This is a genomic window from Streptococcus sp. 2022WUSS037 (assembly GCF_044427225.1).
Lineage (GTDB): Bacteria > Bacillota > Bacilli > Lactobacillales > Streptococcaceae > Streptococcus.
In genome coordinates, this window is sequence record NZ_JAOTGJ010000009.1 from 41845 (window position 1) to 62919 (window position 21075).

At 41.7% G+C, this 21075-nt stretch carries 18 protein-coding genes; 14 read left to right on the forward strand and 4 right to left on the reverse strand.

What is annotated here, in order from left to right; translation table 11 throughout:
* Positions 1–2 precede the first annotated feature (2 nt).
* The 3 genes from ODU55_RS05255 to ODU55_RS05265 are packed head-to-tail and all read right to left on the reverse strand — an operon-like array spanning position 3 to position 2327.
* Positions 3–701, reverse strand: coding sequence for an amino acid ABC transporter permease (locus tag ODU55_RS05255; RefSeq protein WP_105096633.1), 699 nt, complete (start codon positions 699–701; stop codon positions 3–5).
* A 14-nt stretch (positions 702–715) separates the two neighbouring features.
* On the reverse strand, positions 716–1555 hold the full coding sequence (locus ODU55_RS05260) for a transporter substrate-binding domain-containing protein (RefSeq protein ID WP_398582131.1): 840 nt from the start codon (positions 1553–1555) through the stop codon (positions 716–718).
* Positions 1556–1565: 10 nt separating this feature from the next.
* On the reverse strand, positions 1566–2327 hold the full coding sequence (locus ODU55_RS05265; protein ID WP_398582132.1) for an amino acid ABC transporter ATP-binding protein: 762 nt from the start codon (positions 2325–2327) through the stop codon (positions 1566–1568).
* Positions 2328–2523: 196 nt separating this feature from the next.
* On the opposite strand from ODU55_RS05265, the gene yycF reads away from it, so the two are divergent.
* The 10 genes from yycF (at position 2524) to ODU55_RS05315 (ending at position 13748) form a co-directional block, all read left to right on the forward strand.
* A complete protein-coding gene (gene yycF / locus ODU55_RS05270) occupies positions 2524–3228 on the forward strand; it encodes a response regulator YycF (RefSeq protein ID WP_398582133.1) in 705 nt (234 codons plus the stop codon).
* Positions 3221–4570, forward strand: coding sequence for a cell wall metabolism sensor histidine kinase VicK (vicK, locus tag ODU55_RS05275; protein ID WP_398582134.1), 1350 nt, complete (start codon positions 3221–3223; stop codon positions 4568–4570). Before yycF ends, vicK begins: the two co-directional genes overlap by 8 nt.
* Before the next feature lie 6 nt (positions 4571–4576).
* Positions 4577–5380 (forward strand): MBL fold metallo-hydrolase, encoded by an 804-nt coding sequence (locus ODU55_RS05280; protein WP_398582135.1) that lies wholly within the window; start codon positions 4577–4579, stop codon positions 5378–5380.
* 254 nt (positions 5381–5634) lie between these two features.
* Positions 5635–7020, forward strand: a complete 1386-nt coding sequence (gene vga(F) / locus ODU55_RS05285) for an ABC-F type ribosomal protection protein Vga(F) (RefSeq protein WP_398582136.1) — start codon at positions 5635–5637, stop codon at positions 7018–7020.
* A 92-nt stretch (positions 7021–7112) separates the two neighbouring features.
* A complete protein-coding gene (pbp2b, locus tag ODU55_RS05290) occupies positions 7113–9188 on the forward strand; it encodes a penicillin-binding protein PBP2B (protein ID WP_024384903.1) in 2076 nt (691 codons plus the stop codon).
* An 8-nt stretch (positions 9189–9196) separates the two neighbouring features.
* Positions 9197–9793: a recombination mediator RecR gene (gene recR / locus ODU55_RS05295; protein WP_002935848.1), complete on the forward strand. Its 597-nt coding sequence runs from the start codon at positions 9197–9199 to the stop codon at positions 9791–9793.
* 104 nt (positions 9794–9897) lie between these two features.
* Entirely contained in the window at positions 9898–10944 is a 1047-nt protein-coding gene (locus tag ODU55_RS05300) for a D-alanine--D-alanine ligase (RefSeq protein WP_398582137.1), read from the forward strand.
* 97 nt (positions 10945–11041) lie between these two features.
* Positions 11042–11446, forward strand: coding sequence for an OsmC family protein (locus ODU55_RS05305; RefSeq protein ID WP_398582138.1), 405 nt, complete (start codon positions 11042–11044; stop codon positions 11444–11446).
* 151 nt (positions 11447–11597) lie between these two features.
* Positions 11598–12959, forward strand: coding sequence for a UDP-N-acetylmuramoyl-tripeptide--D-alanyl-D-alanine ligase (murF, locus tag ODU55_RS05310; protein WP_398582139.1), 1362 nt, complete (start codon positions 11598–11600; stop codon positions 12957–12959).
* 159 nt (positions 12960–13118) lie between these two features.
* Positions 13119–13748 carry a TIGR02206 family membrane protein gene (locus ODU55_RS05315; RefSeq protein WP_398582153.1) on the forward strand — a complete coding sequence of 210 codons (630 nt, stop codon included), beginning with the start codon at positions 13119–13121 and terminating at the stop codon, positions 13746–13748.
* A 175-nt stretch (positions 13749–13923) separates the two neighbouring features.
* On the opposite strand, the gene ODU55_RS05320 is transcribed toward ODU55_RS05315, so the two are convergent.
* Positions 13924–16260, reverse strand: coding sequence for a cation-translocating P-type ATPase (locus tag ODU55_RS05320; protein WP_398582140.1), 2337 nt, complete (start codon positions 16258–16260; stop codon positions 13924–13926).
* A gap of 242 nt (positions 16261–16502) precedes the next feature.
* Between ODU55_RS05320 and ODU55_RS05325 the strand changes: the two genes are divergently transcribed.
* The 4 genes from ODU55_RS05325 to ODU55_RS05340 all read left to right on the forward strand — a co-directional run bounded on the left by ODU55_RS05325 (position 16503) and on the right by ODU55_RS05340 (position 21037).
* Complete coding sequence (locus ODU55_RS05325; protein ID WP_398582141.1) at positions 16503–18047, forward strand: peptide chain release factor 3; 1545 nt, start codon at positions 16503–16505, stop codon at positions 18045–18047.
* Between the two features lie 257 nt (positions 18048–18304).
* Positions 18305–19900 (forward strand): ATP-binding cassette domain-containing protein, encoded by a 1596-nt coding sequence (locus ODU55_RS05330; RefSeq protein ID WP_398582142.1) that lies wholly within the window; start codon positions 18305–18307, stop codon positions 19898–19900.
* Positions 19901–19977: 77 nt separating this feature from the next.
* Entirely contained in the window at positions 19978–20361 is a 384-nt protein-coding gene (locus ODU55_RS05335) for a PH domain-containing protein (protein WP_398582143.1), read from the forward strand.
* Positions 20362–20458: 97 nt separating this feature from the next.
* Positions 20459–21037, forward strand: a complete 579-nt coding sequence (locus ODU55_RS05340) for a YitT family protein (RefSeq protein WP_398582144.1) — start codon at positions 20459–20461, stop codon at positions 21035–21037.
* Positions 21038–21075 lie beyond the last annotated feature (38 nt).

Here is a 21075-nt window from a genome sequence, read left to right on the forward strand (position 1 = left end):
TATTAGTGTGAAAAAGCTGACTTATTTTTTTCTTCAATGCGGCGACCCCAGCTTGCAACAGGGAAGCACATGATGAAGTAAAGGAAAGCAGCACCAGCAAAGGCTGGGATGTAGTTGGCATTCATGGCAGACCAAGATTTTGTCATAAACATAATATCAGCTCCAGAAATGATGGCAACAGTAGCCGTATTCTTAATCAAGTTTACTACTTGGTTGGTCAATGGCGGCAGAATCGTCGGAATGGCCTGTGGTAAAATGATGATCCGCATGGTTTCAGCCTGAGTAAATCCCTGTGAAAGTGCGGCTTCAGTTTGCCCAGTCGGCACTGCCTCAATCCCTGCACGAATGACCTCTGCGATATAGGCACCGTGATAGAGTCCGACGCAGATAACAGCTGTCCAGTAGATGGACGGCATGAGAACATAATTTGAAATCAGTGGAAGTCCATAATAAACAATCATGAACTGAACCAAAAGCGGTGTGTTTTGATAGTATTCAACATAGACACGTGCGATGATTTTTAAAACTTTATTTTTACTTGAAGAGAGACTACCAAAGACAATTCCTAAAAACATGGCCATGATAAAGGCTCCGACAGAAATGGCTAAGGTAAAGAGAAAGCCTTGGAAAAAGGTTGGAAAATCATTGAAGTAACTGACCCAATTTTCCCAAGCGTAAGGACTAGTTGTTAAAACTGTCATATTGTTTCACCTTTCTATTCGTCAGTTTCTGTTACTGGTTCTAGACCATTGGCATCGTAGATGGCTTGAAGACTACCATCAGCTGTCCATTCTTCAACCAGACTATTTAAGTAGTTGTTAAGGTCTTTGTTAGATAATTTAGTAACAATTCCATAGTCAGAAGCTGAGAAGCTAAAGTCCATGAGTTCAGATTTTGAGCCAATGTAACCGGATAGAATGGATTGGTCTACAGAGAAGGCATCGGTTCTATGTGCTCTAAGGGATACGGAAAGTTCTGGATAAGAACCAAGTTCAGCAAAGTTTACTGAAATACCATACTTGTCTGCCAATTCAGAGATGAGGGTGCGTGTAATGGAACCTTGAGCTACACCGATTGTCTTTCCATCCAGGTCGGTAAATGTCTTAATTCCACTATCCTTATTAACCAAAAAGCCGACAGCATCAGTGTAGTATGGAGTTGTGAAATTGTAGAGCAACTTGCGTTCTTCGGTTATGGTGAAGGTTGCGATGACCATATCCACTTGACCGTTATCAAGAAGTGGTCCGCGAGTTTGTGCCGTAACGGGAGTAAATTCGATATCCACCCCTAACTCGTCTGCGATTTTGCGAGCAATGTCAATCTCCATTCCTTCAAATTCACCAGAATCTGGGTTCTTGTAGCCAAAGTTTGGGACGTCCTGTTTCACTCCGACGCGGAGCACGCCCCTATCGATGATAGCTTGAACCTGATCACTATTGGTGATGGCTGCGGGTGTTTCAGTTTGAGCTACTGGTTGTTTTGCAAAAACGAGAAGAATAAGTCCGAAGACTAATAATCTAATTGCAAAGAAAATATTGATTTTTTTCTTATCCATAGACTACCTCCTAGAGTTTTACCTTATCAGATTCATGGTTGATAATCTTACTGAGGAATTGTTGGGCACGAGGTTCGGTTGGATTGTCAAAGAATCCATTGACATCTGTCGTGTCAACTAGAACTTCGCCTTCAGCCATAAAGATGATGCGATCAGCTACTTCACGGGCAAAGCCCATTTCGTGTGTCACAACAATCATATTCATCCCGTCTCGTGCCAATTTTTGCATAACTGCAAGTACATCACCGATAGTTTCTGGGTCCAAGGCAGATGTTGGTTCATCGAAGAGTAGAAGCTCAGGTTTCATAGCTAAGCCGCGAGCGATGGCCACACGTTGTTTTTGTCCACCGGATAACATTGCTGGGTAAGAATCTTTTCTATCCCATAGGTTTACAAATTCAAGGTATTTTTGAGCTGTTTTCTCCGCCGTCGCCTTGTCAATTCCCAAAACTTTCGTAGGTGCTAAGGTAACATTTTCTAACACAGTATTGTGTGGGTAGAGGTTGAAGTGTTGGAAGACCATGCCGACTTCTTTTCGGAGGGCAACTAATTCTTTGATAGAAGTAGAAGAGATATCGTGACCGTTAACTACAAGTTTTCCATTATCAATTGATTCTAAACCATTAATAGTACGGATAAGAGTTGATTTACCAGAACCGGAAGGTCCAAGGAGAACAACAACCTGTCCAGGTTCGAATTCCAAGTTGATATTGCGTAGGGCGTGGTAGTCGCCATAGTATTTGTTGACATCTTTAAATTCTACTAAAGCCATGAGATTCTCCTTGTGTAAAGTTTTCTAACGTATGAATATAGTAGCACTGTAGATTAGGAATGTCAAGTAAATTCTGACAATTTAACATATCCAATGTTATATTTTGTGACATAGTCGTGTTGGTTGGTTCTTAAAAATGAAATTTTTAAGTAAGTTTGTTATAATAGAAGAAATAAAAAAGAGGTATTTTTTAATAATGAAGAAAATATTAATTGTAGATGATGAGAAACCTATCTCAGATATTATTAAATTTAATATGACCCGCGAAGGTTATGAAGTAGTGACTGCTTTTGATGGTCGTGAGGCCTTGGAAGTATTTGAAGCTGAATTTCCCGATATTGTGATTTTAGATTTGATGTTGCCAGAACTAGATGGTTTAGAAGTTGCACGAATTATTCGTAAAACTAGTAATGTACCGATTTTGATGCTTTCTGCCAAGGACAGTGAGTTTGACAAGGTTATCGGACTTGAAATCGGTGCAGATGACTATGTGACCAAACCGTTTTCAAATCGTGAATTGCAGGCGCGTGTAAAAGCTTTATTGCGTCGTAGCGAGCTGTCTGAAACGCAAATGGCTGTTGATAGCTCAGGAACCCCAGATTTAGTAATTGGTGATTTGACTATCTTGCCGGATGCATTTGTTGCTAAGAAGCATGGTAAGGAGTTAGAGTTAACTCATCGTGAATTTGAGTTGTTGCACCATCTTGCACAGCATTTAGGTCAGGTGATGACGCGAGAGCATCTATTGGAAACAGTTTGGGGATATGATTACTTTGGAGATGTTCGAACAGTTGACGTGACAGTTCGTCGCTTGAGGGAGAAGATTGAAGACACACCAAGTCGTCCAGAATATATTTTGACACGTCGTGGTGTTGGTTATTATATTAAAGGAAATGATTAATCAATTACGTTATTTAATAACTACAGTAGAGTTTTGGTTTGCAGTCATATTAGTTGGTTTTGTGATTGCGCTTTCGATTCTTTTGATTGAGAATTATCGGGATACACGACAAATTAAACAGCTTAATCAAAAGGTCAAGGCTTTAATTGAGGGGAATTATGCAGATGTTTTAGACATGCGGGGGAGTCCAGAAATCACTGATATGGCTAATTCTCTGAATGATTTATCTGAAGTCATTCGCCTGACACATGATAGTTTGGAGCAAGAAAAGACACGGCTGACTTCAATTCTTTCTTACATGAGTGATGGGGTAATCGCTACGGACAGGGTTGGTCGAATTATCATGGTTAATGATATGGCTCAGAAGCAATTAGGGTTGACGAATAAGCAACAAGATAAGCTAAATCTTTTGGATGTTTTAGATTTATCGGAAAAATATACCTTACGGGATTTGTTGGCTCAGACTCCTGAAATTGTCTTGGAACATACGAATGAGAATGAAGAGTTTCTTACCCTTCGTGCCAATTTTGCAACCATTCGGAGCGAAAGTGGTCTAATTTCAGGCTTGGTGGTCGTCTTACACGATATGACAGAACAGGCAAAGGAAGAGAGGGAACGTCGTCTCTTTGTTTCCAATGTCAGCCATGAATTGCGTACACCTTTGACATCGGTCAAATCCTATTTAGAAGCCCTGGATGAGGGGGCGCTGACGGAATCAGTTGCACCAAGTTTTGTCAAAGTATCCCTTGATGAAACCAATCGTATGATGCGGATGATTACCGATTTATTAAGTTTGTCAAGGATTGATAATCAAGTCGGTGAAATGGATGTTGAATTGATTAACTTTACAGCCTTTGTGACCTTTATTCTCAACCGTTTTGATCAGATGAAGCATTCTGATTCTGATAAAGTTTATACCATTGTTCGTGATTATCAAATAAGTCCAATCTGGGTAGAAATTGATACAGATAAGCTGACCCAAGTTTTAGATAATATCTTAAACAATGCCATCAAGTATTCACCTGACGGTGGAACTATTACCTTTAGTATGAAAACAACAGATAGTCAGTTGATTGTTTCAATTTCGGATGAGGGCTTGGGCATTCCAAAGGCTGATTTACCAAAGATTTTCGACCGATTCTATCGTGTAGATAAGGCTCGTTCGCGTGCCCAGGGTGGTACTGGTCTAGGTTTGGCCATTGCCAAAGAAATTGTCAAGCAACACAAGGGATTCATTTGGGCCAAGAGTGAGTATGGTCATGGGTCAACGTTTACGATTGTTCTACCGTACAGTAAGGATATTACTATGGATGAGTGGGATGATTCGGATGAGGAAGAATAGGAGAATATGATCGGAAAAGGATTTAACTACAGTATTTTGGCATCGGGATCTAGTGGAAACTGTTTCTATTTGGAAACAGATAAGAAGAAGATCTTGGTAGACGCCGGCCTATCAGGAAAAAAGATTACCAGCCTTTTGGCAGAAATTGACCGCAAGCCAGAAGATATCGATGCAATTCTAGTGACACACGAGCACAGTGACCATATTCATGGTATCGGTGTTCTGGCACGTAAATATGGTATGGATATTTATGCTAACGAATTGACTTGGCAGGCAATGGAAAGCAAATTGGGTAAGATTGATCAGGCTCAAAAACATATTTTTGAATTGGGGGCTATGAAGACTTTTGGTGACCTAGATATTGAGTCGTTTGGTGTCAGTCATGATGCGGCCTGTCCTCAATTTTATCGTTTTATGAAGGACGATAAGTCCTTTGTTATGTTAACGGATACTGGCTATGTCAGCGATCGAATGGCAGGGATTGTAGCCAATGCAGATGCCTATTTGATTGAGTCTAATCATGATGTTGAAATCTTGCGTGCGGGTTCTTACTCTTGGAACCTCAAGCAACGGATTTTGTCTGATAAGGGGCACCTTTGTAATGAGGATGGTGCTGATGCCATGATTCGGTCACTAGGAAATCGGACTAAAAAGATTTACCTTGGGCATTTATCAAAGGAAAACAATATCAAGGAATTGGCTCACATGACCATGGTTAATCAGTTGGTGCAGGCTGATTTAGGAGTTGGAGTGGATTTCCAAGTCTATGATACATCGCCAGATACAGCGACTGCCTTGACCAAGATTTGACAAATTCATTTAACTTGTTTAGAATAAATATATAAAATACGTGAGGTGAAGTTACATGAATAATTAAGCTACTTATTAGTCGTTCTTAAAACTTGTAGTGAGGTCATATGAACCGACTACACAAGGGATAAGACTGCTCATAAGGGCTTACTATTCGTGTGACTTTTTCCATAGGGAAAGGTCATGTTTTGCATGGCTTTTTTCTTGTTCATTGAGCAGAATAGGGGCCCTTTTTGTGAAGAAAAGAGGTCTATATGGAAGTAATGAAATGTATTCAATTAGAGAAGGAAATTGCAGGGCGTGGATTGTTTACAATCCAGCAGTTGAGTCTTCAAGCTGGTCAAAAGGTTGGTTTGGTTGGAAATAACGGAGTTGGCAAGTCTACTTTTTTGAAAATCTTACTAGGACTGGATAGGGATTTTGCCGGTCAGATTGAGGTAAAAGCAGACTGGGCTTATGTACCCCAGTTACAGGAAAGGAGCTTGCTTTCTGGAGGGGAACAGGTTTGGAAGTCTATTCAAGAGTCTTTTGCCCAAAGACCGCAGTTGTTAATTATGGATGAACCGACAGCTAACCTAGACCAAGAACACCAGGAAAAGCTGATCAAACAAATCAAACGCTACCGTGGCAGTCTACTGGTTGTCAGTCATGATCGACATTTTCTCAATCAAATAGCCAGTCACATTTGGCATTTGGAAGAAGGAAAGATAGAGGTTTATCCTGGGAATTACGAGGCATTTGTAGAAAGCCGCCGAGCTAAGCGAGAAGGACAGCAGGAGGCTTATGAAGCCTATCAGAAAAAAGTCGCTCAACTGAAAAAGGCCCAGCAAGAGCGTCAGGCAAAGGCTCAGAAGATGGGGAAGAGAAAGAAAGGTGTTTCATCGTCTGAGTGGAAGGTCAATGCTTTGATGGGTTCCTATGACAGTCAAGCCAAGGCAATGGCAAAGTCTGCCAAGCATTTGGAAAAACGGATGGAGCGTTTGGACAAGGTTCAACAACCCAGAAAGGAAGCGTGGGTAAAGATGGAAGCGAAAGGTGCCTTGGATACTGGTCTTCACAGTCTCTTTCGCTTGCAGGCTGGACAGCTCTGGATTGGGGAAAAGTATTTATTTGATTTTCCTCAGATAGTGATGACGTTTGGGGAGAAGTTAGCCTTAGTGGGGGCGAATGGTTCTGGAAAGACTAGTTTTGTCCAAAAATTATTAAGGAAAGAATTAGCAGGCTATTATAATCCTAAGGTAAAAATTGCTTATTTTGCACAGGATTTGATAAACCTTGATGAAGAAAAGACTGCTTTGGAAAATATTAGTTGTACCTCTCTTCAAGATAAGATGACGATTCTCAATTTATTAGGTATGTTAGGACTTTCTTACGATAAGGCTCAGCAGAAGGTAGCAAATCTGTCTGGTGGTGAGCGTGTGCGTCTCTCCTTAGCTAAGGTATTGTTGGCGGATGCAAATCTTTTGATATTAGATGAACCGACAAATTTTCTAGATATGGCAGCTATTGAGGCTTTGGAAACATTCTTGAAAGAATATGAAGGAAGTGTCCTCCTGATTTCCCATGATCAGCGGTTTGTTGAGAGTGTTGTGCATAGAAAGTGGCTGGTCGAGAATTGTCAGCTTGTTCAACGTTTATAGAGAAAATATTATTTGAATCGACAGTTGGGTCTAAAAAATATTTTTTGCCTGTGGTATAATAAGAAGGATATTTCTAGAATGAGGTCTTTGAAGTGAAAAAAAGAAAGAACAAGCCTTTGGAACACGATGGAAATTTTATTTCCCTTCGTTTAAATATTTTATTTTCTATCGTGATTTTTCTTTTCCTAGTTTTGATATTGCGTCTGGCAGACATGCAGATCATCAATCATGATTTTTATAGTAATAAGCTGTCTACTGCCAGTCAGAAAATCATCAGCAATGGCTCTATCCGTGGGCAGATTTACGATGCACAGGGAAAACCTTTGGTTGAAAACGAGATTCAGCAGGTTGTCTCCTTCACACGTTCCAACAAGATGTCTGCTCAGGAAATGAAAGAAGTAGCTAATAAACTCTTGCAGTGGGTCAATGTGTCGGACGTAACAATTACTCAACGTGATAAGGCAGACTATTATTTGGCGGATGAAGAAGTTTATCGTCAGGTAGTCGAGGCCTTGCCAGAAGATAAAAAATACGATTCTGATGGCAACTACCTGAGTGAATCGACAATTTATTCTAATGCGGTTGATAGTATCCCTGCTGAAGCATTACAATATTCTGAGCAAGACAGCAAGGCGATTGAGCTATTTAAGCAGATGAATGGAGCTACTTACTTCTCTACTGTTAATTTGGTAACAGATACTCTAACTGCTGAACAGGTTGCTCATATCGTAGCCAATGAAAGTCAACTTCCAGGCATTTCAACGACTAACAACTGGCAACGGACGATTTTACCAACTTCCCTCAGCTCTATTATTGGTACAGTAACGAGTGAACAGGCTGGTTTGCCTGCTGAAGATGCGGAATACTATCTCTCCAAGGGCTACTCATCAAATGACCGTGTGGGAACTGCCTACCTCGAGAAACAATATGAAGAAGTCTTGCAAGGTCAACGTGAGAAAAAACAAATCAACCTAGATCGAAATGGCAATGTCGAAAGTATTGAGACAATCCAAGAAGGACAGCAGGGAAATAATATTAAACTGACTATTGATTTAGCCTTTCAAGATGGTGTCAATGCTATTTTGAAAAAATACTTTGAAAGTGAGCTGGCTACTGGTAGTGCACTTTACTCGGAAGGAGTTTATGCAGTCGCATTGGAACCTTCAACAGGTGCGGTGCTTGCCATGTCTGGATACAGTCATGAAAAAGGAGCAGGTAGCATAACAGAAGATGCCCTTGGTACTATTACAAGTGTTTTCACACCAGGTTCCATCGTCAAAGGAGCGACAATCAGCTCTGGTTGGGAAAATGGAGTTATCAGTGGCAATCAAGTGCAGTTAGACGAACCAATCTATTTTGCAGGTTCAGCACCAATTACATCTTGGTATGGGGCCTATGGTAGTTTTAATATTGATGCGACAGAGGCTCTAGAATATTCTTCTAACGTCTACATGGTTAAGATTGCCTTAGGACTACTTGGTCAGACCTATTCAGCTAACATGTATTTGAATGATGGCGATACATTGACAAATGCCATGACTAAGCTTCGTTCGACTTTTGCAGAGTATGGTTTAGGTGCGTCAACAGGTATTGACCTTCCACTCGAATCTACAGGATTTTTACCAGAAGAGTATTCGACAGCCAACTTTATTACCAACGCTTTTGGACAGTTTGATAACTATACACCGATGCAGATGGCACAGTATGCAGCGACCATTGCGAATAATGGAACACGGATTTCTCCACACCTCGTTGAGGGAATTTATGGGAATAATGCCCAAGGTGGTTTGGGAGAATTAATTGAAACCGTATCTGGTAAGGAGATGAATCAGGTTAATATTTCCGCTGAAGATATGTCTCTTCTTCGTCAAGGTTTCTACCAAGTTGTCAATGGTAGTGGGCGCTTTAATACAGGTAGTGCTATCGGTCGTGGTGCGGCTGTGACCATCAGTGCCAAGACTGGTACAGCCGAAACCTATACAACGACAGCTTCTGGGGATGTGGTTACTGCGGTCAATACCAACGTTGTTGCTTATGCACCTAGTGATAATCCTCAAATTGCGGTAGCAGTTGTCCTACCAAATTTGACCAATCAAAGTTCAACAACTACTAAGACAATTACTCAAGAAATTATCAATTTATATCAATCACTTCACCCAATGAACTAAGGAGGCTTATGCTTTACCCTACACCTATTGCTAAGTTAATTGATAGTTATTCTAAATTGCCAGGTATCGGTATAAAAACGGCTACCCGTTTAGCTTTTTATACTATTGGCATGGAGGATGATGTCGTTAATGAATTTGCGAAAAATTTATTGGCAGCCAAGCGAGACCTATCTTATTGCTCTATTTGTGGTAATTTGACAGATCAGGACCCCTGTGCCATTTGCCAGGACTCAACCCGAGACCAATCTACTATTTTGATTGTAGAGGATAGTCGAGATGTTACAGCTTTGGAAAATATTCAAGAATACCACGGTCTTTATCATGTCTTGCATGGCTTGATTTCTCCCATGAATGGTATCGGACCAGATGATATTAATTTGAAAACCCTTCTCACTCGCCTGATGGACAATGAGGTTACAGAAGTTATTGTGGCGACCAATGCAACAGCAGATGGAGAGGCTACATCTATGTATATCTCACGTGTCCTCAAACCTGCGGGAATCAAAGTAACCCGACTAGCTCGTGGCTTAGCGGTAGGCAGTGATATTGAATATGCAGATGAAGTGACCCTGTTGAGGGCTATTGAAAATCGTACAGAGCTATAGCAGTTCTGTAGTTAGAGACGTTCCTAATTTTAAGATAGGATAGATATGATTTGTTAAATTATGCTATACTAAGAGTAATAGCGTTGGTACAGGAAGGAGAATATATGTCAAAAGAAACCTTGATTTTACTATATGGTGGGCGTTCTGCAGAGCGTGAGGTGTCTGTTCTGTCTGCCGAAAGCGTCATGCGTGCCATCAACTATGATAAATTTTTTGTCAAAACCTATTTCATTAGCCAGACAGGTGACTTTGTAAAGACGCAAGAGTTTTCTCAAACACCGTCTGCCGATGAAAAACTCATGACAAACGCGACGATTGTTGAAGAGCAAAAAATCCGTCCGAGCGATATTTATGAAGAAAAGGCGGTTGTTTTCCCTGTTCTTCATGGCCCAATGGGAGAAGACGGATCTATTCAAGGCTTCTTGGAAGTGCTTCGTATGCCGTATGTTGGTACCAATATCTTGTCTTCCAGCGTTGCCATGGACAAGATTACAACTAAGCGTATTTTGGAATCAGCAGGAATTTCTCAAGTACCTTATGTGGCCGTTATAGAGGGTGAAAATATCGACGATAAGATTGCAGAGATTGAAGGAAAATTGACTTATCCAGTCTTTGTAAAACCAGCTAATATGGGGTCAAGCGTCGGTATCTCAAAAGCCGAGGATTTAGCTGGCTTGCGTAAGGCGCTTGATTTGGCCTTCAAGTATGACAGCCGTGTCCTCGTTGAGCAGGGGGTTAATGCGCGTGAGATTGAGGTTGGTCTTTTGGGAAATGCTGACGTGAAAACGACACTTCCTGGCGAAGTAGTCAAAGACGTTGCCTTTTATGACTACGATGCCAAATACATCGACAACAAGATTACTATGGAAATCCCAGCTAAGATTGATGAGTCTATCATGGACACCATGCGGGACAATGCTGCCAAGGCCTTTCGTGCTATCGGTGGTTGTGGTCTCTCTCGCTGTGATTTCTTCCTGACAGAAGACGGAGACATCTTCCTCAATGAGCTCAACACCATGCCAGGATTTACCCAGTGGTCCATGTATCCACTCCTTTGGGATAATATGGGCTTGGCTTACCCAGACTTGATTGAAGAGCTTGTTCGTTTGGCCAAGGAAATGTTTGAAAAACGTGAAAGTCATTTGATTTAATGAAAAAGATTGGAAAATTTCCAATCTTTTTCTAGTTCACATTCTTGCAAAGGTTTGCAAAAAAGAATAGAATGGTTTCAAATATGTGGAGGTGTTTATGTATCAAACGACAGTAAAAGGGGAAGGTCTGTTTCAGGCAGTTTCTCAAGGTTATGGTGAACTGGTTCGTACCTTTGGGGTGACTGAGAAGGGGGAAACTCCAGTTAGTTTGGTCAATATAGGATTGGCTGCCTGTGTCACCATGTGTGTGCAGGGCTACTATGCAAGCCAAGAAGGCAATAAAACCATGCCTGTTCAGGTTTCTTCTCAGCTGGAAGATAGACAATTCGAAGTGTCTATCCGATTGGCTGAAAAAGTTTCGGAAGAAAAGCAGGCTGCCATCTTAGCCTATGTGGAGCAGAAATGCAAGGTAAAAGCGCTCTTGAGTGACGACATCAGCTATCACATTGAGTTTGACCTGTTAGATGAGGCTGAACTTTCATCCACACGAGCTAAAAAGTGATATAATAGAGAGAGCAAAAGCTCTTTTTTAGTTTATCGTCATTTAGTTTATCTTTTATTACGTCGTTAACTCACCTTGCCTAACTTCAGTTATGCCTGCGGCTCGTTGCTTAGTACTAAAAATAAATTAAAAGACTATATTGGAGAAAACAATGAAATTAACCCTACACGAAGTCGCTCAGGTCTTGGGCGCAAAAAATGATATTAGTCTTTATCCCGATAGAGCCCTTAACAAGGTGGAGTTCGACAGTCGCCTGATTACAGAAGGGGATCTTTTTGTTCCCCTCAAAGGTGCGCGTGATGGTCATGACTTCATTCCTGTTGCTTTTGAAAATGGCTGCGCAGTAACCCTGTCTGAAGTCAGCCTTGATGTTCCTCACATTCTAGTAAATGATTGCTTGGCTGCGCTTCAACAATTAGCGGCCTATTACCTAGAGAAAACAGGGGTAGAAGTCATTGCTGTGACAGGCTCAAACGGTAAAACGACCACCAAGGACATGATTCACGATATTCTAGCGACGACTTACAAGACTTACAAGACACAAGGCAACTACAACAACGAAATCGGTCTGCCCTACACCGTCCTCCATATGCCAGATGATACAGAAAAACTGGTCTTGGAGATGGGGCAGGACCACCTAGGCGACATTCACCTCTTGTCTGAAATCGCCAAGCCAAGCCTGTCTGTCATTACCCTTTTTGGTGAAGCGCATCTGGAATTTTTCGGCTCACGCGAAGAGATTGCCAAAGGAAAATTACAGATTGCGGACGGAATGACAGCTGGTAGTAAGCTTCTGATCCCAGCAGATCCGATTGCGGATAAGCTCTTGCCGAGCCATGTAGACCTCATTCGCTTCGGTGAGCAGGCTGATTTGCAGGTGACCAGTCTGGTCGAGTCAAAAGATAGCCTGACCTTCACCGTCAATTTTATGGACGGCGACATTTTCCTCCCAGTAACGGGTAAGTACAATGCCACCAATGCCATGGTAGCAAGCTACGTAGGTAAGACCTTGGGTGTGCCTGATGAGGCCATCAAGTCAGCCCTAGCCAGTCTTAACTTGACCCGCAACCGCACCGAGTGGAAGAAGGCAGCAAACGGAGCAGATATTCTCAGCGATGTCTACAACGCCAACCCAACGGCCATGCGATTGATTTTGGAAACCTTCTCTAGCATTCCTGCAAACGAAGGCGGCAAGAAAATCGCCGTTTTAGCAGATATGAAAGAACTGGGGAGCCAGTCCGTTGATCTCCACAATCAGATGATTTTGAGCCTGTCGCCTGATGTGCTAGACACCGTCATTTTCTACGGTCAGGATATTGAAGGTCTGGCCCAGTTGGCTAGTCAGATGTTCCCGATTGGAAAAGTCTATTTCTTTAGGAAAAATGCAGAGCAGGATCAATTTGAAGATTTGGTGAAACAAGTCAAGGAAGTTCTTGGCGGCCAAGACCAAATCCTCTTTAAAGGCTCTAATTCCATGAATCTTGGGAAAGTGGTTGAAGAAATAGAAAAGTAGAGAGGCAAGACCTCTCTTTTTCAGCAAGTCTTGTCAAAACATCGAAAAGTTGATATACTAACTTTTTGGGAAAGAGAGGAATTTAATAAGATGAGTGATTTTTTTAGCAATCAGATTTCTGAAGCACCGAACCTGAACGTATTGGAACACCTGTTTCTCATGATTATTTGGTTTTTCATGCTCCATCTTTGTTTTCGTTGTTATCAAAAAAGATGGTTTCATATTGTTTTTTGGTGGCTTCAATTTATACAGATTGTCTCCCTTTATACTTGGTATATCGTAGCTGATTTTCCTCTTTCAGAGAGTCTTCCTTTTTATCATTGTCGCTTGGCCATGCTCTTTATTCTTTGGGCGAAGCCCGGACCTTTGAAACGTTATTTTGCCTATCTCGGTCTTTTTGGATCGCTTTCAGCCTTTATTCATCCAGTATTTGACCCATTTGCATTTCCACATCTGACCTTCTTTACTTTTGTTATTGGTCACTATGCCTTGACGGTTAATTGTATGTTGTACCTATTATCTGATTTAGAAGGGGAGATGTTGAAGGGAAAAGAGGTAGTGAAATATACGCTTATTATGAATATGCTGATTCTAGGAGTAGCTCTTTTAACTGGCGGAAATTATGGATTTTTGAGACAGACACCTTTAGTGAACAGTACCAATCTTCCTTTGAATTTCTTCTTGGTAACCTGCCTACTCTGTTTCTCTATTTTGAGTATACAAGTTATGTTAATTGCCTATTTGAAAAAAGAAAGCAAACAAATGAATTCGCAGATATTGAAAAAATAAGGGAGCGGGAAAGAACTCGACTGGTCAAAAAGAGTTCGTCTTCCCGCCCCCGCACAGTTGATTAGGTCAGATTTGGAGTGTAAAACACGAACAAATCTGCCAATCAACCACTGCGCTGAGATGTTGACACGAACCCTGAGAAGCGAGGTTGGTCTTTTTGACCAGCCTCTTATTTTTAGTTTTTAAATGCGCCTTGTTTGTAGCTAACCCAGAAAAAGACAGGGATAAAAATGAGCATTAATCCAGAATAGATTGGCAATGTGTGACTGTTTAAGGGGTGGATTTCAATCAGACCATGTAGGAAATGGGAGCTGATGAAGAAACCGAAAACGGAATAAATAATAAGAGCAAGTCGAGTTTTTGTCAGAGGCAAACAGGCACGAATGACAGCCAGTAGACCTGTTGAACCAAGAACATAATAAGAGAGGGTTTGCATGTCATGCAAGTTTAAGTATCCAAAGACTTGCATTAAATGGAAAATAAGGACACTGAGAACAACCATGAGAGCATTTGGTAGGGCTAAGAGAAGAGATTTTCTGAGAAAATGTTTTTCTACGGGGCGGATATTTCGTTCAAAAGTTAGGATAAAAGGAGGAAAACCTTCAACAAATTGACCAATGAGGGTCATTTGTATCTGAATAAATGGGAAAACTAACAAATATTCTGCTTTACCTAGAGTGATACTAGCGATACAGATAAGGCCAAGTAAGAAAGAGTAAATTGTTTTGATAAGAAAGATGGGCGCAATGTGGGAGATGTTATTAACAACGCGTCGTCCCTCAAAGAGAATCTCAGGAATATCTCGAAATTCAGAATCTAGGAGGACTAGATTAGCGATTTGTCTAGTAGCGGGATCGCCTTCTGCCATAACAATGGAACAATCAGCTTCGTGTAGTGCAAGAATATCATTGACCCCGTCACCGGTCATTGCAGTAGTATGTCCCTGTGCTTTGAGGGTTTGGATGAGCAATTTTTTCTGATGTGGGGATACGCGACCGAAAATGGCGGTTGTTTCAGCTCTGGCAATTAGTTCTTCGTCGTCAACTTTGGAACAATCGATATAGCTATCGTAGTCAGCAAATCCAGCTTCCTTAGCAATGTGTGAGACAGTCACAGGATTGTCACCAGAGATTATTTTTAGTGTCACTTCTTGCGAGCGAAGATAGGCTAGTGTTTCTGCGGCGTCTTCTCGGATTGGGTCGGCAATTTCTAATAGAGCTAGAGGTTCAATATTCTCAGGTAGCTGATTTTGAGAAGAAGGAAGGGACTGTTGGCTAAGCGCAAGAATCAGGACACGGGAACCACGAGCTTGTGCCTCAGAAACAGAAGGAGGATTTTGTGTTAGCAACATTTCTGGTGCCCCTAGAAAAATGCGACCAATGTTTTCTATTGTCATTGCTCCCCATTTTCTATCACTAGAAAATGGAATGATGTGACTAGCTTTATAGTGGTGCTCTAAATCACCATATTCTTTTCGAATGGCCTGAGCTGTCGAATTAGTATCCTCACTTGTCTGGATATAGGTAGCGAGTATCTGTTGGATAGTGTCAAGTGAATAATGGTTGGTTAAGGGGAGCAGGTTTTCGACGGTCATTTTTCCCTGAGTAATCGTTCCGGTCTTATCCAAACAAAGAACATCAACTCGGGCAAGTGTTTCGACGGAATACATTTCTTGTACGAGGACATTTTTCATTCCAAGTTTGATAACGGCAGTTAAGAGAGAAGTGATGGTTAGCAGAGCAATTCCCTTTGGTAACATACCTAGTAGGGCAGTAGAGCTGGTAATAACTGAGTCTTTTAAGGGAAGAAGTTTGATGAAAAAGGCTTCTAGAAAAAGAGCGAGTCCGAATGGAATGATAATTTTTCCTGTAAATTTAGCAATTTTATCCATATTGTAAAGAATACGAGAGACGATAGGTTTGTGAGTTTTCGCCTCAAGCATGAGCTTATTGGCATAGTTTTCTGCGCCAACATGGATGACTGTTGCATAAATCTGTCCGCTAACTAGATAGCTACCAGACAATAATTCAGCTCCAGTATTTTTCACAATCAAGTCGCTTTCACCAGTTAACATGGCCTCGTTTGCCTCGGCTATACCTTCTAAAACAATAGCATCACTAGGAACTTGTTCGCCAGCAGACAGCAAGAGAACATCATCTAAGACAATATCTTCTGGTGCAATAGAGATTGTCTCGCCGTCACGAACAACTCGGATAAAATCCTTGTTCATCAGGTTGAGTTTGTCAATCATTCGTCGTGCCCGCCATTCTGTCAGCATTCCTGAAACAGCGTTGAGGACAATAACTCCGAAGAAGAAAAGGTTGGACCATGCCTGAACAGCTAGTAAGGCTAAGAAAATGGCAAAATTGAGTGCGTTAAAAGATGTAAATACATTTCGTCTGAAGATTTCCCAATTACTGGCACTGGTCTTTGTCTTAAAATGATTGGTTTGTTGGTTTTGAATACGTTCTTGTACTTCCTTGGTTGATAAACCTTTTATTTTTTTGTTCATTATTTTATCTTTCTTTTTCTAGTATATAGAATACATCTCATACTTATTGTAACACATTTATAATACAATAGTATAGGTCTGTAGACCTATTCTTCAATAGTTTGAAAAATTCCCTTATTTCCGATATAATAAGAGAGTTGTCTAGTAAAGAATAAGGATGAATCCAATGTAAATCGAATAGGATAAGAGCTCAGCTCTGCTATGTATCAAAAAAAAGAATAAGAAAAAGAAAAGGAAACATTATGTCACTACAAGAAGAAATCAAGAAACGCCGCACCTTTGCGATTATCTCTCACCCGGACGCGGGTAAGACTACTATTACCGAGCAGTTGCTCTACTTTGGGGGTGAGATTCGTGAAGCAGGTACGGTCAAGGGGAAAAAGACTGGTAACTTTGCCAAATCTGACTGGATGGATATTGAGAAGCAACGTGGTATCTCTGTTACCTCATCTGTCATGCAGTTTGACTATGCAGGCAAGCGTGTCAATATCCTAGATACACCAGGGCACGAGGACTTCTCAGAAGACACTTATCGGACCTTGATGGCGGTGGACGCGGCTGTCATGGTGGTGGACTCTGCCAAGGGTATTGAGGCCCAGACTAAAAAGCTCTTTGAGGTTGTGAAACACCGCAACATTCCAGTTTTTACTTTTATCAACAAGTTGGACCGTGACGGTCGTGAGCCACTGGATTTGTTGCAGGAATTGGAAGAAGTCTTGGGCATTGCCAGTTACCCGATGAACTGGCCGATTGGTATGGGGAAATCCTTCGAGGGACTCTATGACCTCCATAACAAACGCTTAGAACTCTATCGAGGTGATGAGCGTTTTGCAAGCTTGGACGAAGGTGATAAGCTCTTTGGTTCTAACCCCTTTTATGCACAAGTTCTGGACGATATCGAGCTCTTGGCGGAAGCTGGGAATGAATTTTCAGAGCAGGCGATTTTGGACGGCGATTTGACACCTGTTTTCTTCGGCTCAGCCCTGACAAACTTTGGTGTGCAGACCTTTCTTGACACTTTTTTGGAGTTTGCTCCAGAGCCACATGGTCACAAGACAACGACAGGGGATGTCATTGATCCACTCAATAAAGACTTTTCAGGTTTTGTTTTCAAAATCCAAGCCAACATGGACCCTCGTCACCGCGACCGCATTGCCTTTGTCCGTGTGGTTTCAGGCGAATTTGAACGCGGCATGGCGGTCAACCTGCCTCGTACAGGAAAGGGAGCCAAGTTGTCAAATGTGACCCAGTTCATGGCCGAGTCCCGTGAGAATGTGGAAAATGCAGTGGCGGGTGACATTATCGGGGTTTATGATACAGGAACCTATCAGGTAGGAGATACCCTGACCGTAGGCAAGAACAAGTTTGAATTCGAGCCACTACCGACCTTTACCCCTGAAATTTTTATGAAAGTTTCTGCTAAAAACGTCATGAAACAAAAATCCTTCCACAAAGGAATCGAGCAGCTGGTGCAAGAAGGGGCTATCCAGCTCTATAAGAACTACCAGACTGGCGAGTATATGCTAGGTGCTGTTGGTCAGCTCCAGTTTGAAGTTTTCAAACACCGTATGGAAGGCGAGTATAACGCAGAAGTAGTCATGACCCCAATGGGTAAAAAGACTGTCCGCTGGATCAAGCCAGAAGACCTGGATGAACGCATGTCCTCAAGCCGCAACATCCTAGCCAAAGACCGCTTTGACCAACCCGTCTTCCTCTTTGAAAACGACTTCGCACCCCGCTGGTTTGCGGACAAGTATCCGGATGTGGAGTTGGAAGAGAAGATGTAGAAAACATCTGGGAGATGTTTGCTATCGGGAGATGGGAACTGACGGTAGTCAGATTACAGCTGTTCAGCTTTGAAAATCAAGTTAAAACTTCGTTAAGTCGCTTCGATGAACCTTAAGTTCAATCTTTAGCTAATCCAATCAATCCTATAAGAAGTCAGGCAGGTCCTGGCTTTTTTCATAAAAATTTGATTATACTCCAAAAATGTATTATAATATACTATGATTAAATAAACAGAAATGGATTGGAGGTTTGAACGGTGTTTTACTACCTTAGAAAATGCAAGTTGGCAGTAGTTGCTTATATTGCTGTGTCGGTGGTATATGCTCTGATTTTAGCAGCAACGGGTTTTATTTATGCGCGTGTTTCGGAAGCGGCCTTATCTGGTGACCAGAAGGTATTTGTGACCAGTTCGGTGATTGCAGTGGTATTCTTTTTATGTGATGGCTATTTTGATTACCTGCCCCGCTATCTCAAGTTTAAGGCAATCAATCAGATTATGGAAGAGACGCGCAATCAATTAGTGACTGTCTATGCGCGTGAGGACTTAGGAGAGGCAGCAAAAGACAATCAGGCAGATAAGGTCCATGTCTTGGTTCATCATCTGAATATCTTGGAAACTACCTATCTAACGCCGCTCCTGTCCATGGTGACAAGCCTGTTGGTTTTTAGTTTTTCTTTGATTGGGGCTCTCTACCTTCAAGGAACCATGGCTATGATCATGTTGGCGCTCTGCTTTATTCCATTTTTGGCTCCGGTGATAAATAAGGGGATTTTAGCTCGTGCGACAAAGGACAGTCAGGAGGAGAAAAATGCCTATCTTACCTTGTTTAGTGAGTTTGTAGAAGCTCTCTCTTTCATTCGCATCAGCGCCATCACGCCAGTTTTCCAAGAAAAGCTGGCGGCATCCAATCAGGAATACACTAGGCGTGCTAACCGTTTTGCCCAAAAACAATCCCAGACCTATGCGGTTTCCTACAGTTTGAGCAGCGTGGTCTATTCAGGTTCCTGGATTATTGGAGGGATATTTGTTTTTCAAGGTCTGCTGAACATTTCGGATTTGATTGCTATGACAACCCTGATGGGAACTGTGGCAGGTCCTATCCAAACCATGTCAGGCTTGCTGACGGATTATCTTTCTAGTCGGACGGTTGTGGCAGATTTGACCACAATTCTACAGGGAACATCCAAGGAAAATGAAGCCAAAGTGAAACTGACTGAAACCATTGACAGCATCAGCTTGGATGCTATTAGTTTTGAGCAAAATAACCACCGTCTGTTTGATAGGTTTTCCTATCGTTTCCAAGCCAATAAAAAATACGCTATCTTGGGCAAGAGCGGGTGTGGGAAGACGACCTTGCTCCGTCTGCTAATGGGGGTTCAGAAAGCAGATGAGGGACGGATCTTAGTCAATCTTAGGGATCTGGCAGAACTGGATCAGCTTTCCTTCTTTCGGAAAATCTACTACCTACCTCAGAAAACCAATCTATTTACAGCTAGTATGGGGGATAATTTGACCTTGTTTGCGCCTTTGGATGAAGTTAAAGCTCGGTCTTGCTTGAAGCAAGTTGGCTTAGCGGACTGGTTTGAACGGCAGGAAAATGGTTTCGACACCCTGCTATCCTCTACCCAGCAATTATCCGGAGGAGAGGAGCGGCGGTTTGATTTGGCGCGTGCCCTTTACCGCGATGCGGAAGTTTTCTTATTTGATGAACCAACGACAGGCCTAGATAACAGAAATGAGGACTTGATAGCGGAGACCTTGTCCAAGATTGAGGGCAAGTTGGTTATCGTCGTGACTCATTCTCAGAATGAAGAATTTTTAGGATTGTTTGATGAGAGACTAGTATTATAGATGGGTAGGTTGGTTTTTGCTTTTGTTATTCCACATTTTTCGGTAAAATAAGGAAAAACATAAAAAGGAGTAAACGCATGGGTTTGTTTTCAGGTTTGATGGGCAATGCCTCACAGATGAATAATGATAAGGTAGAGCAGGAGCTAGAGAATATTTTATTGGCAAATGAACAAGTAGAGATGGCTTTTAGCTTGGTTCGTGACTTGATTGTTTTTACTGACTATCGTTTGATTTTGGTTGACAAGCAAGGAATGTCAGGTAAGAAGGTTTCGTATAAGTCTATTCCTTACCGTTCCATTTCACGTTTTACGGTCGAGACTTCTGGTCATTTTGATTTGGATGCTGAGCTCAAGATTTGGATTTCCTCTGCGGCAGAGCCGGCGGAAACCCTTCAATTCAAGAGTGACAAGAGTGTGATCGCTATTCAGAAAGCCTTGGCCTCTGCAGTTTTGGCAAAATAATCTAATCATAAAATATATTTTTATAGGGAGTAGAAAGTGTATCCGCTTTCTACTTTTTTTGATATACTAAATATAGACCACAAGAGTAGAGGTTTATATGTCACGGATTAGATTGAAAGATTGTTTACTGATTATTCTGGGTGGGATCTTGTATGCCCTTGTCTTGAATATGCTCATCATCCCGCATGAATTTGGAGAGGGAGGTATCACGGGAGTGGCCTTGCTTTTCTACTACACTCTGGGTATGGAAGCAGGAGTAACGAGTTTTATTTTGAATGGTTTCCTTCTGGTCTTAGCCTACCGTTTTTTGAGTAAAGTAAGGGTATTCTACACATTTTTAGCAATAGGTTCTATGTCAGCGACCATGTATTTGACTAGTTTTCTACAGGAGCAGTGGATTCCTCTGATTCCCTCAGCGATAGTAGCTGGACTAGCAACTGGTTTGTCTATGGCCCTTGTCCTTCATGGAAATGGTTCGACAGCAGGCAGCGACATCATTGCCCTATTGTGCAACAAGTATTTCAACTGGAAGATTTCTAGGGTTATTTTGATATTCGATATTCTTGTAGTGACCCCTCTCGCTGTCAAAATTGGTTGGGTCAAATTTATTTGGACCCTGGTCATGGTCTTTCTTATCAGTAAAAGTTTAGATTGGTTTTTAGCTAAATGGAAATAGGATAGAACCTGTATTCACCAGTAAGTACTGGACGGTGG